Source organism: Bradyrhizobium huanghuaihaiense (assembly GCF_025200885.1).
Lineage (GTDB): Bacteria > Pseudomonadota > Alphaproteobacteria > Rhizobiales > Xanthobacteraceae > Bradyrhizobium > Bradyrhizobium huanghuaihaiense.
In genome coordinates this window covers 1188654-1203848 of the sequence record NZ_CP104172.1, presented here as the reverse complement: position 1 = coordinate 1203848, position 15195 = coordinate 1188654, and the positions used below count along the sequence as shown (strand labels likewise).

Annotated in this window: 13 protein-coding genes and 1 pseudogene; 2 read left to right on the top strand and 12 right to left on the bottom strand. The window is 64.7% G+C overall.

Annotated elements, in window-relative coordinates; genetic code table 11:
* Window positions 1-109: 109 nt before the first annotated feature.
* The 5 genes from N2603_RS05660 to N2603_RS05640 form a co-directional block, all read right to left on the bottom strand.
* The gene (locus N2603_RS05660; RefSeq protein WP_018648485.1) at window positions 110-841 is read right to left on the bottom strand and encodes an amino acid ABC transporter ATP-binding protein; all 732 of its coding nucleotides are present in this window, start codon (window positions 839-841) and stop codon (window positions 110-112) included.
* Window positions 842-853: 12 nt separating this feature from the next.
* Window positions 854-1546, bottom strand: a complete 693-nt coding sequence (locus tag N2603_RS05655) for an amino acid ABC transporter permease (protein WP_080134882.1) — start codon at window positions 1544-1546, stop codon at window positions 854-856.
* Between the two features lie 4 nt (window positions 1547-1550).
* Window positions 1551-2282 (bottom strand): amino acid ABC transporter permease, encoded by a 732-nt coding sequence (locus tag N2603_RS05650; RefSeq protein ID WP_018648487.1) that lies wholly within the window; start codon window positions 2280-2282, stop codon window positions 1551-1553.
* 124 nt (window positions 2283-2406) lie between these two features.
* Window positions 2407-3318, bottom strand: coding sequence for an amino acid ABC transporter substrate-binding protein (locus N2603_RS05645; protein ID WP_018648488.1), 912 nt, complete (start codon window positions 3316-3318; stop codon window positions 2407-2409).
* Between the two features lie 100 nt (window positions 3319-3418).
* On the bottom strand, window positions 3419-4804 hold the full coding sequence (locus N2603_RS05640) for a M20 family metallopeptidase (RefSeq protein WP_260387998.1): 1386 nt from the start codon (window positions 4802-4804) through the stop codon (window positions 3419-3421).
* A 253-nt stretch (window positions 4805-5057) separates the two neighbouring features.
* Here N2603_RS05640 and N2603_RS05635 point away from each other — a divergent pair, with 253 nt between their 5' ends.
* On the top strand, window positions 5058-6440 hold the full coding sequence (locus N2603_RS05635; RefSeq protein ID WP_260387997.1) for an LLM class flavin-dependent oxidoreductase: 1383 nt from the start codon (window positions 5058-5060) through the stop codon (window positions 6438-6440).
* A gap of 252 nt (window positions 6441-6692) precedes the next feature.
* Here N2603_RS05635 and N2603_RS05630 read toward each other — a convergent pair.
* The 4 genes and pseudogenes from N2603_RS05630 to N2603_RS05615 all read right to left on the bottom strand — a co-directional run bounded on the left by N2603_RS05630 (window position 6693) and on the right by N2603_RS05615 (window position 12095).
* Window positions 6693-8353 (bottom strand): annotated as a pseudogene (locus N2603_RS05630) (thiamine pyrophosphate-binding protein).
* Between the two features lie 270 nt (window positions 8354-8623).
* The gene (locus N2603_RS05625) at window positions 8624-9127 is read right to left on the bottom strand and encodes a GFA family protein (protein WP_260387996.1); all 504 of its coding nucleotides are present in this window, start codon (window positions 9125-9127) and stop codon (window positions 8624-8626) included.
* A 223-nt stretch (window positions 9128-9350) separates the two neighbouring features.
* On the bottom strand, window positions 9351-10478 hold the full coding sequence (locus N2603_RS05620) for an alkene reductase (RefSeq protein ID WP_260387995.1): 1128 nt from the start codon (window positions 10476-10478) through the stop codon (window positions 9351-9353).
* A gap of 120 nt (window positions 10479-10598) precedes the next feature.
* Complete coding sequence (locus N2603_RS05615) at window positions 10599-12095, bottom strand: aldehyde dehydrogenase family protein (RefSeq protein WP_260387994.1); 1497 nt, start codon at window positions 12093-12095, stop codon at window positions 10599-10601.
* 185 nt (window positions 12096-12280) lie between these two features.
* Here N2603_RS05615 and N2603_RS05610 point away from each other — a divergent pair, with 185 nt between their 5' ends.
* Window positions 12281-13126 carry an SDR family NAD(P)-dependent oxidoreductase gene (locus tag N2603_RS05610; protein ID WP_260387993.1) on the top strand — a complete coding sequence of 282 codons (846 nt, stop codon included), beginning with the start codon at window positions 12281-12283 and terminating at the stop codon, window positions 13124-13126.
* A 117-nt stretch (window positions 13127-13243) separates the two neighbouring features.
* Here the strand turns inward: N2603_RS05610 and N2603_RS05605 are convergent, their stop codons facing one another.
* The 3 genes from N2603_RS05605 to N2603_RS05595 all read right to left on the bottom strand — a co-directional run bounded on the left by N2603_RS05605 (window position 13244) and on the right by N2603_RS05595 (window position 15182).
* The gene (locus tag N2603_RS05605) at window positions 13244-13450 is read right to left on the bottom strand and encodes a hypothetical protein (RefSeq protein ID WP_018648496.1); all 207 of its coding nucleotides are present in this window, start codon (window positions 13448-13450) and stop codon (window positions 13244-13246) included.
* Window positions 13451-13648: 198 nt separating this feature from the next.
* On the bottom strand, window positions 13649-14062 hold the full coding sequence (locus N2603_RS05600; RefSeq protein ID WP_260387992.1) for a Rieske (2Fe-2S) protein: 414 nt from the start codon (window positions 14060-14062) through the stop codon (window positions 13649-13651).
* A gap of 7 nt (window positions 14063-14069) precedes the next feature.
* Window positions 14070-15182, bottom strand: coding sequence for an amidohydrolase family protein (locus tag N2603_RS05595; RefSeq protein WP_260387991.1), 1113 nt, complete (start codon window positions 15180-15182; stop codon window positions 14070-14072).
* Window positions 15183-15195: the final 13 nt, after the last annotated feature.

Here is a 15195-nt window from a genome sequence, read left to right as displayed (position 1 = left end):
GTTTCGTCATTCCGGGGCATTCGCAAAGCGAATGAGCCCGGAATCCATAACCACCATCGGGAGTATGGATCCCGGGCTCGCGCTACGCGCGCCCCGGGATGACGACCGGTTAATGCGACAGAATCTTCGACAAGAACTTCTGCGCGCGGTCGCTGCGGGGCTTGCCGAAGAAATCATCCTTCGGGGCGTCCTCGACGATCTCGCCGCGGTCCATGAAGATCACGCGGTTGGCGACCTTGCGGGCGAAGCCCATCTCGTGGGTGACGACCATCATGGTCATGCCTTCGCGGGCGAGATCGACCATGACGTCCAGCACCTCGCTGACCATTTCAGGATCGAGCGCCGAGGTCGGCTCGTCGAACAGCATGACGATCGGATCCATCGCGAGCGCGCGTGCAATGGCGACGCGCTGCTGCTGGCCGCCCGAGAGCTGCGCGGGGAATTTCTGCGCCTGCTCCTTGAGGCCGACGCGCTCGAGCAGCTGCATGCCCTTGGTGACCGACTTGTCGTGGCCGCGGCCAAGCACCTTCTCCTGCGCGAGGCAGAGATTGTCGATGATCTTGAGGTGCGGGAACAGCTCGAAATGCTGGAACACCATGCCGACGCGCGAGCGCAGCTTCGGCAGATTGGTCTTGGGATCGTTGACCTTGGTGCCGTCGACCGAGATGTCGCCGCTCTGGAACGGCTCCAAGGCGTTGACGCACTTGATCAGCGTCGACTTGCCCGAGCCCGAGGGGCCGCAGACCACGACGACCTCGCCCTTGGTGACGCTGGTTGTACAGTCGGTCAGCACCTGGAAGGTCGGGCTGTACCATTTGTTGACGTGGCTGATTTCGATCATGACCGACACGCTCTAGCGAATGATGGCGATGCGCGACTGCAGGCGACGAACGCCGAACGACGCGATACAGGAAATGGTGAAGTAGACGACGGCGGCGAACAGATACATTTCAACGAGGCGCCCGTCGCGCTGCGCGACCTTGCTGGCTGCACCCAGGAAGTCCGGGATCGACAGCACGTAGACCAGCGAGGTGTCCTGGAACAGCACGATGGTCTGGGTCAGCAGCACGGGGAGCATGTTGCGGAACGCCTGCGGCAGCACGACGTAGCGCATGGTCTGGGCGTAGCTCAGGCCCAGCGCGCTCGCCGCGGCCGGCTGGCCGCGCGAGATCGACTGGATGCCGGCGCGCATGATCTCGGAGAAATACGCCGCCTCGAACATGATGAAGGTAATGAGCGAGGAGGCGAACGCGCCGACGCTGATCGGGCGCGAGGCGCCGGTCAGCCACTGCCCGATATAGGGCACCAGGAAGTAGAACCAGAAGATCACCAGCACCAGCGGCAGCGAGCGCATGAAGTCGACATAGAGGCCGGCGATGCGCCCGAGGGTCTTGTAGCCGGACAGCCGCATCAGGGCGATCGCCGTGCCGAAGATCAGGCCGCCGAGCGCGGCGAGCGCGGTCAGCGTCAGCGTGAAGGTCATGCCCTCGTAGAACAGGTAGGGCAGCGACCGGCGGATGACGTCGAAATCGAAACTCCCGAGCATGGCGCTATTTCCCCGTGATGTAGCCGGGGATCGCGACGTAGCGCTCGAGGAAGCGCATCGCGGTCACGACGACGGCGTTGACGAGGAGATAGAGGATGGTCGCGGCCGTGAAGGCCTCGAACACCTGGAACGAGAATTCCTGCATCGAGCGCGCCTGTCCGGTCAGCTCGATCAGGCCGATGGTGATGGCGACCGCCGTGTTCTTGATGGTGTTGAGGAACTCGGAGGTCAGCGGCGGCAGGATGATGCGGAACGCCATCGGCAGCAGCACGTAGCGGTAGCCCTGCACGGTGGTGAGCCCGAGCGCGGTCGCGGCCATCTTCTGCCCGCGCGGCAGCGAACCGATGCCCGCCTGCAACTGCACGGCAACGCGCGCCGACATGAAGAAGCCGACGCCGATCGCCGCCGTCCAGAACGGCGCGTTCGGCAATTGCTTCAGCCACAGGCCGGCAGCCCTCGGCAGCAATTCCGGCAGCACGAAGAACCACAGGAAGAGCTGCACCAGCAGCGGCATGTTGCGGAAGAATTCGACCCAGCAGAAGCCGAACCAGTAGGCGCCCCGCGACGGCAGCGTGCGCATGACGCCGACGATCGAGCCGAAGATCAGCGCGATGATCCAGGCGAGCAGCGCCGTCTTGATGGTCAGCACCAGCCCCGACAGCAGCATGTCGAGATAGGTGCCGGTCCCCATCGGGTTCGGCTCGAAGAAAATTCCCCAGTTCCAGTGGTAGTTCACGTGTCCCCCGCGCGAACGCGCCCATCATGGTTGTCCGGGCGCCTATGCAAATGTCCGGCCACCCCCTCCAGAGTGGCTGGAATTTCTTCCCTCTCCCCGCTTGCGGGGAGAGGGAAACAGCATCTTACTTGTAATCGTCCGGGTTCGGCGAGTCCGTCGGCTTGGCGAACTCATTCTTCAGTTCGGAAGAGATCGGCGTGTTCAGGTTCAGCCCCTTCGGCGGGATCTTGGTCGTGAACCACTTGGCGTAGATCTTCTCGCCCTCGCCGGAGGTATAGACCGCAGCGGTTGCCGCATCGACCACCTTCTTGAACGGCGCGTCGTCCTTGCGCAGCATGATGCCGTAGGGCTCGGGCTTGGAGAACGCGTCCTTGGAGATCGCATAGTCATCCGGCGACTTCGAACCGGCGACGAGGCTGGCGAGCAGGATGTCGTCCATGACGAAGGCGACCGCGCGGTCGGTCTCGACCATCAGGAAGGCTTCAGCGTGGTCCTTGGCCGGGATGATGTTGGCGCCGAGGCCCTTCGCGACGTTGGCTTCGGTGAGCTGCTTGATGTTGGTGGTGCCGGCGGTCGAGACCACCGTCTTGCCCTTGAGATCGTCGATCGACTTCAGGCCGCTCGACTTCTTGAAGACGTAGCGGCTGGCGGTCAGGAAGTGGGTGTTGGTGAAGGCGACCTGCTTCTGGCGCTCGGCATTGTTGGTGGTCGAGCCGCATTCGAGGTCGATGGTGCCGTTGGCCATCAGCGGGATACGCGTCGCGGACGTCACCGGGTTGAGCTTGACCTCGAGCTTGTCGAGCTTGAGCTCCTTCTTCACGGCGTCGACGATCTTGTAGCAGATGTCCATCGCGAACCCGACCGGCTTCTGGTTGTCGTCCAGATAGGAGAACGGGATCGAGGAGTCGCGGAAGCCCAGCGTGATGGCGCCGGTGTCCTTGATGTTCTTCAGCGTGCCGGTCAGCTCCTGGGCCCCGGCCTGGCTGACGGCGAAGGTCGCGGCGAGCACGAGCCCGATGTGACGGAAATGTTTCACTTTTTTCTTCCCCTTTCAGGATGATGCGGCCGGATGCAAGCACAAATCGGGCCGGATTAGAATGTGACTTTCGGCTGGAATGACGGCTCAGGTTAACGGCTCAGGCGAGTGGCTTCGGCAATTCCCCGAGATCCCAGAACAGCCCGGCCATCACCGTCAAGGCCTCTTCGGTCAATGGCAGCAGGATGTGCTCATTGGGCGCATGCTGGGAGCAGCCGGGATAGGAGTGCGGGACCCAGATCGTCGGCAGGCCCAGGATTTCGGAAAAGACGTCATTGGGCAGGGAGCCGCCGAAATTCGGCAGCACCGCCGGCGCCTTGCCGGTGGTCTCCTGCACCGAATTCGCCGCCCATTTGATCCAGGCGCTGTCAAAATCGGTGCGCGATGCAGCAAAGCTCTGCGCCGCCCGCACCTCGACCATCGGAAAGCCCTTTGCGACCAGATGCGCGCGGACGGCCTCGATCAGACCGTCGATCTTGGTGCCGACCACGAAACGCAGTTGCAGCACGGCATTGGCGTGGCCGGGAATGGCATTGGCCGGCTTCTCGATATTGCCCGAGGACATCGCCAGCACTTCCAGCGTGTTCCAGGCGTAGAGCCGCTCAGCCGCCGACAGGCCTTCCTCGCCCCAGTTCTCGGCCAGCGCCGGCTCGTCGGCGGTCGGCACCACCTCGACGTCCGCAAGATAACTGCGGATCTGGTTGGTGAGGCGCGGCGGCTTCAGGGCCTCGAGCTGGAGGCGGCCGTGGCCGTCGACCAGCGTCGAGATCGCGTTGACGAGGATGGTCGCGGGGTTGGCGAGCACGCCGCCCCAATTGCCGGAATGGTGGCCGCCATCGCGGAGGTTGACGTCGAGATGGATGCGGATGCCGCCGCGGCAGCCCAGGAACAGCGTCGGACGGTCGGCGGAGAGGCGCGGCCCGTCGGAGGCCATGAACAGATCGGCCTTGAGCGCGTCGCGATTGAGGTCGCAGACCTTGCCGAGATCGGGCGAGCCGATCTCCTCGCCCATCTCGACGATGAATTTGGCGTTGAAGCCGAGCCTGCCGCCACGGGCATCGCGCACCGCGCGCAGCGCCGCCATGTTGATGCTGTGCTGGCCCTTGTTGTCGGCGGTGCCGCGGCCATAGAGGCGCGTGCCCGAAACCGTCGTGCGCCAGGGATCGCGCCCCTCGCGCCACTCGCCTTCCATGCCGTCGACAACGTCGCCATGGCCATAGACCAGCACGGTCGGCAGCGAGGCGCTCTCGTGATGCTCGGCGAACAGGAACGGTGCCTTGCCGCTCGGGGATTCGACGATGCGGCTGGTGAAGTCGAGCGCGGCGAAAGCCGGCTGCATCTCCTGTTCCAGATAGGCGCGCAGCTCTGGGCCACGCGACGGATTCTGGCTCTCGGTCTTGTAAGCGACGCGGCGGTCGAGTTCAGCGAGGAACGCGCCGGATTTGAAATCGTCGCGGGCGCGGGCGATGGCGTCGGCTCTGGTCATTGCTTTCATTTTCAAGGTTTCGACGCGGGCGAACGTAGCGGGCTACACTGGCCGTCGAAAGTGGCGGGGGCTTGGACAGTTCTTGTAGTTCTCTTGCGATTTCGTTCTTGCTCTCTTGAGATTGGCTTGCCAAGGGCAGCAGCGCTGCTGATTTTGGCCTTGCCAAGCGCAAGTTATATGCAAGAACTTCGCCAAGTTGGGGCGCACATCTATCATTCGAAGAGCGCTCAGTACAGGGCGCCGAGGGACCAGCATGGCCAAAGAGATCAGGCTCAACGCTTTTGCGATGAATTGCGTCGCACACCAGTCACCGGGCCTGTGGACCCATCCGCGCGACCGCACCGCCGAATATAATCGCCTGCCCTATTGGATCGATCTGGCACGGACTCTGGAACGCGGCCGCTTCGACGGGCTGTTCCTGGCCGACGTGCTTGGCGTCTATGACGTCTATGGCAACAGCCCTGACGCAGCCTTGCGCAATGCAGCGCAGACGCCGTCGAACGAGCCGCTGCTGCTGCTGTCGGCGATGGCGGCCGTGACGAAGAATCTGGGCTTCGGCGTCACCAGCAATCTGTCGTTCGAGCCGCCCTACCCATTCGCTCGGCGGATGTCGACGCTGGATCACCTCACCGAGGGACGGATCGGCTGGAACGTCGTCACCGGCTATCTCGACAGCGCCGCGCGCGGCGCCGGCAAGGACAAGCAGACCGGACACGACGACCGCTACGACATCGCCGACGAATATATGGAAGTCGTGTACAAGCTCTGGGAGGGCAGCTGGGAAGACGATGCCGTGCTGCGCGACCGGGCGCGCGGCATCTTCACCGATCCCGCAAAAGTTCATCGCGTCAATCATGAGGGTGCGAACTACCGCATCAACAACACCATTCACCTCAGCGAGCCGTCGCCGCAGCGCACGCCGGTGCTGTACCAGGCCGGCACCTCGCCGCGCGGCCGGCAGTTCGCCGCGCGTCACGCCGAATGCGTGTTCATGTCGGGGCCGTCGGCCAAGGTGATCGCGCCGCGCGTCTCCGCGATCCGCCAGGAGGCCGCCGCGCTCGGCCGCAACCCGGCCGAAATCCTGATGTTCTCGATGATGACGATCATCCTCGGACGGACGGATGCCGAGGCGAAGGAGAAATACGCCGACTATCGTCGCCATATCAGCCCCGAGGGGGCGCTGGCGCTGATGTCGGGTTGGACCGGCGTCGATTTCTCCGGCTACGATCTCGACCAGCAGGTGCGCCACGTCCAGAACGATGCCGGCCGCAGCGCGATGGACAACGTCACCCGCGCCGACCCCGATCGGATCTGGACCGTGCGCGACGTCATCGAGCATGTCGGCATCGGCGGCGCCGGTCCGGTCGTGGTCGGCACGCCGGAGATGGTCGCGGACAAGATCGAGGACTGGTTCGAGAAGACCGACGTCGACGGCCTCAACGTCGCCTTCGCGATCTCGCCCGGCGATTTCGAGGACATCGCCGACATGCTGGTGCCGGAACTGACGCGGCGCGGGCGGTACAAGAGCGAGTACGCCAAGGGCACACTGCGGGAGAAGCTGTTCGGCGGCGGCCGTGCGAGGCTGGATGCGCCGCATCCGGCGGCGGGGTACCGGGTGGGGATGAAGGCAGGCTAACGCCCTACGCTGTAAGTTCCGTCATCCTGAGGTGCGCGCCCTTCGCGCGCCTCGAAGGATGAGCAGCCCCGATGCAGCCGGGCCGTCGCCCTTCGAGGCCTCCGCTTCGCTCCGGCACCTCAGGGTGACGGAGATGAGTGGGAGGACGCTGCCGCAACGTCATTGCGAGCGAAGCGAAGCAATCCAGAGTCCTTCCGCGGCGGCAGTCTGGATTGCTTCGCTGCGCTCGCAATGACGGCGGAGGCAGCCTGCCTACACCTTCCCGTCCACCATCACCTCGATCAGCTTCGTCCCCGGCCGGCTGAACGCCGACGCCAGCGTCGCCTTCAGCTCGCTGACATCGCTGACCTGATCGCCTCGCAGCCCAGCGCCTTGGCGAGGCCGGTGAAATCCACGGGCGGATTCACAAAATCCATGCCGACGTAATTGTCGTCGCCATGGAAGGCGAGCAGGCGCTGCTTGATGATGCGGTAGCCGCCATTGTTGGCGATGACGACGTTGAGCGGCAGCTTGTGATGTGCCGCCGTCCACAGCGACTGGATCGAATACATCGCGCTGCCGTCGCCGGAGAAGCACACGACGGGACGATCGGGATTGGCGATGCTGACGCCAACCGAGGCCGGCAGGCCCCAGCCGATGCCGCCGGAGGCGAGGCCATGATAGCCGTAGCGGTCGCGGTGCGGACGCAAATTCGTGATCTGGCGGCTGGAGGTGAGTCCTTCATCGACGAGGATCGCATGGTCGGGCATGGCTTCGACCATTTGCAGCACCAGGAAGTCGGGATCGATCGGGTTGCGGCCCGCACCCTTGGCGATCTGCTCGACCAGCCCGGCGTGCCGCGCGCTCCAGTTCTTCGGCGCAAGCTCGGCGAGGCGGTCTTTCGCGCGGCTCGCCAGTGTTGCACCGCCCATCGCCTTCAGCACCGGGATCAACGCGCGCAGCGTCTCCTTCAGATCCGCCTTCAGCGCGATCTCGGCGCCGTAGTTCTTGGCGATCTCCCAATCAGCGAGGCCGATCTGCACGATGCCGAGCCCATCAGGCAGCGCGTCGACCTCGCTATAGACCGACATCCGCAGGGGATCGCCGCCCAGCGCAATCAGGAGATCGTAAGGCGCGAGCGTATCGCGCGCCGCCTTCTGCACGCGCGCGAGCGTACCGACGAAGCTCGGGCTCTCCGAGAGGAAGTGCGCGCCATAGGGCGTCGAGGATTGATAGGCGGCAGCGCCGAGCAGCTCGGCCAGTTCAGCGGCCTCCTTGAGCGCATCGCTCTTGACCACCTCGTCCATGGTGACGATCACCGGACGCTCGGCCTTCAGCAGCCGTGCGGCGAAGGCCTTCAGCGCTTCATCCGACGGTCTTGTCCGTGCATCGATGCGGGTGGAGCGGCCGAGATCGATGCCGGCCTCGCTGTTGAGGATGTCGCCGGGCAGCGAGATGAACACCGGTCCGGTCGGCGGCGTCATCGCGACCTTGGCGGCGCGGCGCACGATGCGCGGCAGGTCCTCCAGCCGCGTCACCTCGACCGCCCATTTCACCAGCGGTTCGGCCATGCGCACCAGCGGACCATACAGCACCGGCTCCATCAGGCCGTGGCCCTGCTCCTGCTGCCCCGCGGTCAGGATCATCGGCGTGCCCGTGAACTGCGCGTTGTAGAGCGAGCCCATAGCGTTCCCGAGCCCGGGCGCGACATGGACGTTGCAGGCGACCAGCTTTCCCGAGGCGCGGCTGTAGCCGTCGGCGATCGCGACCACCAGGCTCTCCTGCATCGCCATCACATAGGTGAGATCGGGATGGTCCTTCAGCGCATGCATGATCGGCAGCTCGGTGGTGCCGGGATTGCCGAACAGGTGCGTGATGCCCTCGTCCTTGAGCAGCGCGAGAAAGGCGGAGCGGCCGGTGATCTTGTTCTTCATGTTTCCTCCAGGAGCGGACGTTGCCGCAAGGACGGAGGCATGATGGCCGAAATCGCGGGAGCCGCGCAAGAAAGCGCGGTCATGGCTGCGTTGCGCGGGAGCGGCAAACCGCGCTCTCGTGTCCCGGACGCGACGCAACGTGCAACGTTGCGGCGCAGAGCCGGGACCCAGATTCGCGCCGAGCTCGCTGACGCATGAGTCCCGGCTCTGCGCAGCAGTGTTTCACGCTGCAGCGCGTCCGGGACACGAGAGCGGAGCGAACAGCAAGGGCTACATCTCCTCACGCCCCAGTTCGAACGGGTCCTCACCGCCCGCGCGCTTCTTCTTTTTCGAGCGCTGCCAGACCACGCCGGGAAAACCCTTCAACGGCACCAGGGGCTCGCCGGTATAGGCCCATTCCTGCAGCTCCTCGATCGCGATGTGATAGAGCGGCTGGCGGCCGGTACGCTCCCTAAACAGGGCGCGGGGGATGTTGACCATGTGCGGCCCGCGCGGGCGCTCATAGGCGATCGGTGTGCCGCAATGCGAGCAGAAGCTGCGGGCGGTCTTGGTGGCCTTGTCCTCGTAACGGGTCAGCGCAGTCTTGCCCGAGGTGATGCGAAAGCGCTTCTTCCAGCTGCCGACATAGGTCGCGTAGGCCGCACCATGGGCACGGCGGCTACCGGCGGAGTGATCATGCCAGGCCCAGCGCGCGGGGACGTCGATCTCGAAGGCGACCTTGCCGCAGAGGCATTGGCCGGTGGCGGTTCCTGCGGCGGCTGCGGCTTTGGCCATGGTCGCTTTCTCCGTCGTCATTGCGAGCGCAGCGAAGCAATCCAGGCTGCCTCCGCGGAAAGATTCTGGATTGCTTCGCTGCGCTCGCAATGACGGAATTTGTGGTGGCGGTCGGAGCCTGAACGATAGTCCCGTAGCCCGGATGAGCGAAGCGACATCCGGGAAAAGTCTTGCTCAGGCGAAAGTCCCGGATATCGCTTCGCTCATCCGGGCTACGGCAGCGTCACGCCGGCGTCAGCTCGTCATACACCGGATAATCCGTATACCCCTTCTCCTCGCCGCCGTAGAACGTCGCGCGGTTGTATGGCGTGATCGGATAATTATGCTCCAGGCGCCGCGGCAGGTCCGGATTGGAGATGAAGATGCGGCCGAAGGCGATGATGTCGGCATGGCCGTCGGCGATCGCCGCGTTCGCGGTCTCACCGGTGAAGCCGCCGGCGGTCATCAGCACGCCGCTGTAGTGTGGGCGGAACAGCACCATGGCGGAGGGCACGTTCTCCCAGTGGACGTCGGCGCGGCCGGCGCCGCTGGAGCGCGGCTCGATGACGTGCAGATAGGCGAGACCCAGCTTGTCGAGCGCCTTCACCACGTGCGTGTAGAGCGGCATCGGGTCGGGCTCGCCGGAATCATTGGCGATGCCATGCGGAGACAGCCGCACGGCGACGCGGTTGGCGCCCCAGACATCGATCGCGGCCTGCGTGACCTCCAGCAGCAGCCGCGCGCGGTTCTCGATTCCGCCGCCATATTGATCGGTACGCTGGTTGCTGCGCGATTGCAGGAACTGCTCGAGCAGATAGCCATTGGCGCCGTGGATCTCGACGCCGTCGAAGCCGGCGGCCAGCGCATTCTTCGCGCCCTGCCTGAAAGCCTCGACGATGCCCTCGACCTCCTCCGTCTGCAGCGCGCGCGGCGTCTCGTAATCGGCGATCTTGCCGTCGGCCGTCATCGCCTTCATGCCCTCGGCCTTGATCGCAATCGCCGAGGCCGAGACCGGCAGCTCACCGCCATGAAAGGAGGAATGCGAGACGCGGCCGACATGCCAGAGCTGGAGGAAGATGATGCCGCCCTTGGCGTGCACGGCATCCGTCACCTTGCGCCAGCCGGCGATCTGCGCCTCCGTATAGATGCCCGGCGTCGCCGGGTTGCCGCGGCCGTGCGAGAGCACCGGCGAAGCTTCGGCGATCAGCAGGCCACCCTTCGTCGCGCGCTGGGCGTAATATTCGGCGTTGAGCGGCCGCGGCGAAAAGCTCTCGCGCTCGGCGCGCATGCGCGTCAACGGCGCCATCGCGACGCGATGCGCGAGCTTGTACGGACCGACCTGCAACGGTTTGAACAACGCCTCGAATTTCATGCTGACACCGACTTTCTATGGAAGGATGCGGATCATATAGCGAGGGGCGGCCCCGCGAAAAGGCGCCGCCCCTGCAAAAAATAGATATTCCCTCTCGCGGAACGCGGAAAGAAATGGATGTTACGCCGTCTTGATCCAGACGGCCTTCACGTTGAGATATTCCTCGACGTGCTGCTTGCCGGACTCGCGGCCATAGCCGCTCATCTTGTAGCCGCCGAACGGCACGGCTGGATCCATCGCCTGGTAGCAGTTCACCCACACCGAGCCGGCGCGCAGGCGCTTCGCGACCGCATGGGCCTTGGTGACGTCGCGCGTCCACAGGCCGGAACCGAGGCCGAAGGTGGTGTTGTTGGCGCGCTTGACCAGCTCGTCCATGTCCTTGAAGGCGATCGCGGAGATGACGGGGCCGAAGATCTCCTCCTGCGCGATGCGCATGTTGTCCTGGACGCCCGCAAACACGGTCGGCGAGACGAAGAAGCCCTTCGATAGCGCGCCTTCGGTGACGCGGCCGCCGCCGGCGAGCGCGCGTGCGCCTTCCTTCTGGCCGATGTCGAGATAGCCGGTGACGCGCTCGAGCTGCTGCTCGGAGACCAGCGGGCCGATCTGCACGTTGGGATCGAGGCCGTTGCCGACCTGCAGCTTCTTGCCGAACTCGGCAACGCGGCCGACGAATTCCTCGTAGATCGCCTGCTCGACGAACAGGCGCGTGCCGGCGCTGCAGATCTGGCCCGAATTGGCGAACACCGCCATCGCCGCGCCCGGCACGGCGGCGTCGAGATCGGCATCCGCGAACACGATGTCCGGCGACTTGCCGCCGAGCTCGAGCGAGACGCGCTTGAGGTTGCCGGCCGACGCGCGAATGATCGACTGGCCCGTGACATGCGAGCCGGTGAAGGCGACCTTGTCGACGTCGTGGTGTGAAGCAAGCGCGGCGCCCGCGGTCTCGCCATAGCCGGGCACGACGTTGACGACGCCGGGCGGAATGCCGGCCTCCATCGCAAGTTCGGCGATGCGCAGCGAGGTCAGCGGCGCTTCTTCGGCGGGCTTGAGCACCACGGTGCAGCCGGTCGCGATCGCAGGCCCAATCTTCCAGATCGTCGCGGAGAGCGGGCCGTTCCAGGGAATGATGGCGCCGACGACGCCAATCGGTTCCTTCAGCGTATAGGAGAAAATTTCGCCGGGCAGCGAGTTCTCGATGGTCTCGCCGTGGATCGCGGTGGTCTGACCGGCATAGTAGCGCAGCATGCCGATGGCGCGCAGACGATAGGCGCGGGTACGGCTGAGCGGCGCACCCATATCGAGCGTGTCGAGCTGCGACAATTCGTCGAAATTCTTCTCGACGAGGTCGGCGAGCCTGAGCAGCAGGTTCTGCCGCTCGAACGGTTTCACCTTGCTCCACGGGCCTTCGAAGGCGCGGCGGGCGGCGGCGACCGCGCGGTCGATGTCTTCCTTGTCGCCCTCGGCGACCGTTGCGAGCAGCTCGCCGGTTGCGGGATTGCGGGTCTCGAAGCGCTTGCCGGAGGCGGCGTCGACCCACTTTCCGTCGATCAGCATCTGCTTGTAGGACCCGTTGGCGAACGGGTGGCGCGTGATCGGAATAGCCTGCGACACAGCCATGGCTGCACTCCCTGTCAGGTCATTGATTGGTTCGATCTCGGTGGGACCGTTAGGTCGGGAAGAATACAGCGGTGCCGAATGGGCGTAAAGGCAGCGTGGAACGAAGAGCTCCCATGCCGACTTGTGCAGGCTCGTGCGAGCGCCATGTTATAGCTCGAGCGAGCCCCTTCCCGCGGAGACGAGCCATGCCACATCCCGCCATCATCAAGGACAATGTTGCCGTGATCACGGGCGGCGCATCCGGCATCGGATTTGCCGCCGCCATGGCTTTCGCGCGGGCCGGCATGAAGGTGTGCATCGCTGATGTCGACGAGGCGCGGCTGGCGGAGGCCGCAACAAAACTGTCATCCGTCACGTCTGCCACACATGTGATGATCTTCGCGGTCGATGTCAGCCGTGCCGAAAGCCTGATGGAACTGGAACGCGCCGTCGGCGCGCATTACGGCGGCACCGACGTCCTCATGAACAATGCCGGGATCCAGCCCGGCAGCACGCTGTTCGGCGAGCCGGACCATTGGCAGCGCATCATCGGCGTCAACATGTGGGGCATCATCAACGGCTCCCGCATCTTCGCACCCAACATGATCGCGCGCGGCAAAGCCGGCCTGATCATCAACACCGGCTCCAAGCAGGGCATCACGACCCCGCCGGGCGATCCCGCCTACAATGTGTCGAAGGCCGGCGTGAAGGCCTTCACGGAAGCGCTCCAGCACGAGTTGCGCAATACCAGCGATTGCCACATCACCGCGCATTTGCTGATTCCCGGCTTCGTCTTCACCGGCCTGACCGCGAAGGGCCGCACCGAAAAACCGGCCGGCGCCTGGACGCCGGAGCAGACCGTGGATTTCATGCTGGCACGGCTGGAGGCCGGCGACTTCTACATCTTGTGTCCCGATAATGACGTACCGCGCGCGCTGGACGAAAAGCGCATGCTCTGGGCCGCCGGCGACATCGTCGAGAACCGCCCGCCGCTGTCGCGCTGGCACCCGGACTATGCGGATGCGTTCGCGAGGTTTGTGAAGGGCGACTGACTATTTGACCCTCATGGTGAGGAGCGCGCCCTTGCGCGCGTCTCGAACCATGCAGGCCCGTCTCGGGCCTCGATCCTTCGGGACGCTCGCTTTCGGCGGGCTCCTCAGGATGAGGAGTTAGAGCGTCTCTTGCTTGTGCCCGCAATTCTTGCAGGCGAACTTGACGCGGGTCTGGCCTTTTTCCGCCTGCACCCGGTTCGGCGCGCCGCACTTGCCGCAGACCGCCTCGATGCGGGTCGAGCCCTGCTTGACGACGATGGTCTTCTTTTCCATCGATTCGCGGATCAGGCGCTCGGCCTCCTCACGCAGGGATTGTTTCGACAAAGCTCATCTCCGCCTCTGAAAGCGCGAGAGCCATATCGCACCTGCTTTGAAATCACAATGCGAGATCCGTCATTCCGGGATGGTCCGCAGGACCAGACCTCAGGTGCGCAATTGCGCACCGGGGAATCTCGAGATTCTCAGGTGCGCAACCGCGCACCATAGCTCGCGCTTCGCGCGCCCCGGAATGACGGGGGTGTGTCACACCTCGACAATCACGTAGCTGTCTTCGACATGCACCGGAAACGTCTCGGCAACATAGGGGCCCTTCTGCAATTCCTGGCCGCGCTCCACCGCGACCGGATATGACCGGATCTTGACGCGTTTCGGATCGAACCAGGACTGGCCGTTGCGCATGTCGAACTCCCAGCCGTGCCAGGGACAGCGCAGCATCTCGCCGACGCGTGATCGTTCATAGACCCCGGGCTCGGGCGAGGTCAGCCGCGCCACGCAGGCGGCCTTCTCCAGCGGCGCGCCCTCGTGCGGGCAGCGGTTCAGCAGCGCGAAGAACTCGCCATTGACGTGGAACACGACGATGTCGCGGCCGGCGATCTCGACGACCTTGTTGCCGCCGGGCGGGATCTCCGAGGTGGTGGCGACGATGTGACGGGTCATGCCGGTCTCAGAACTTGTAGACCGCGCGGGCATTGGTGCTGAAGATCTTCTTCCGCTCAACCTCGGTGAGCGGCGTCTTGAAGGCAAAGCGCGGATCATCGAAATCCCAGTGCGGATAGTCCGACGAGAACAGCAGGCGGTCGACGCCGACCCATTCGATCAGCGCACGCAGATGCCGCGCCTCGTCCGGCTCGTCGATCGGCTGGGTCGTGAACCAGAAGTTTTCACGCACATATTCCGATGGCTTGCGCTTCAAATGCGGCACTTCGCTGCGGAAGCGCTCGAAATGCTGGTCCATGCGCCACACCGCCGACGGAATCCAGCCGAAACCGCCCTCGATGAAAACGATCTTCAGATTTGGGAAACGTTCCGGCACACCCTCGATCACGAGGCTCGCCAGCTGCGCCGCGATGGTATGCGCGTTGGACTGATGCTCCTCGACATAATAGGACGGCCAGCCGCCGCCGGTCGGCGCATGTCCGCCATAGCCGCCGACATGGATGCCGAGCGGCAGGCCCAATTCCTGGGCGCGCTCGTAGATCGGCCAGTAACGTCGGCGGCCGAGCGGCTCGTTGGCGCGCGGCGAGACGTTGATCTGGATGTACTCGCCGATCCTGGCGCAGCGCTCGATCTCGGCAATCGCGAGATCCACCCCGTCCTGCCCGACCAGGATCGACGCCTTCAGGCGGGGATCGCGATGCGACCAGAACGCCAGTTGCCAGTCGTTGATGGCGCGCTGGATCGCGGCGCCGAATTCGAGGTTCTGCTGCGAGAAGATGAAGAGATCGAGCACCTGCAGGATGCCGAACTCGACGTCGAGCGGATCGAGATGCTGCTTCTGCATGAAGGCGAGATCGGAGCCGGGCGGCCCGCCGGTCGGCGGCCAGGCATCGCGCCGCGCGATCAGCGGCGAGGAACGCGGATAGGGCGTGGTGAAGAGATAGGGCGTGCGCAGATGGCTGCCATATTCCTTCAAATGCTGCTGCCAGCGTTTTGGCAGGAACTCGTTGAGGTCGTCGACCGAGTGCAGGCTCGGATGCACGTCGCAATCGACGATGCGCAGCTTTGATGCGGCAGGCTTCTCGTCGTCGCGCAGCGGACGGTCGATGACCTCACTCATGCGAAACCTCCGG

Coding starts and splice junctions, on each gene's coding strand:
- N2603_RS05620 (WP_260387995.1), bottom strand. CDS start 10,478: ATGAAATTCGAGGCGTTGTTCAAACCGTTGCAGGTCGGTCCGTACAAG.
- N2603_RS05615 (WP_260387994.1), bottom strand. CDS start 12,095: ATGGCTGTGTCGCAGGCTATTCCGATCACGCGCCACCCGTTCGCCAAC.
- N2603_RS05600 (WP_260387992.1), bottom strand. CDS start 14,062: ATGACCCGTCACATCGTCGCCACCACCTCGGAGATCCCGCCCGGCGGC.
- N2603_RS05595 (WP_260387991.1), bottom strand. CDS start 15,182: ATGAGTGAGGTCATCGACCGTCCGCTGCGCGACGACGAGAAGCCTGCC.
- N2603_RS05655 (WP_080134882.1), bottom strand. CDS start 1,546: ATGCTCGGGAGTTTCGATTTCGACGTCATCCGCCGGTCGCTGCCCTAC.
- N2603_RS05635 (WP_260387997.1), top strand. CDS start 5,058: ATGGCCAAAGAGATCAGGCTCAACGCTTTTGCGATGAATTGCGTCGCA.
- N2603_RS05660 (WP_018648485.1), bottom strand. CDS start 841: ATGATCGAAATCAGCCACGTCAACAAATGGTACAGCCCGACCTTCCAG.
- N2603_RS05610 (WP_260387993.1), top strand. CDS start 12,281: ATGCCACATCCCGCCATCATCAAGGACAATGTTGCCGTGATCACGGGC.
- N2603_RS05640 (WP_260387998.1), bottom strand. CDS start 4,804: ATGACCAGAGCCGACGCCATCGCCCGCGCCCGCGACGATTTCAAATCC.
- N2603_RS05625 (WP_260387996.1), bottom strand. CDS start 9,127: ATGGCCAAAGCCGCAGCCGCCGCAGGAACCGCCACCGGCCAATGCCTC.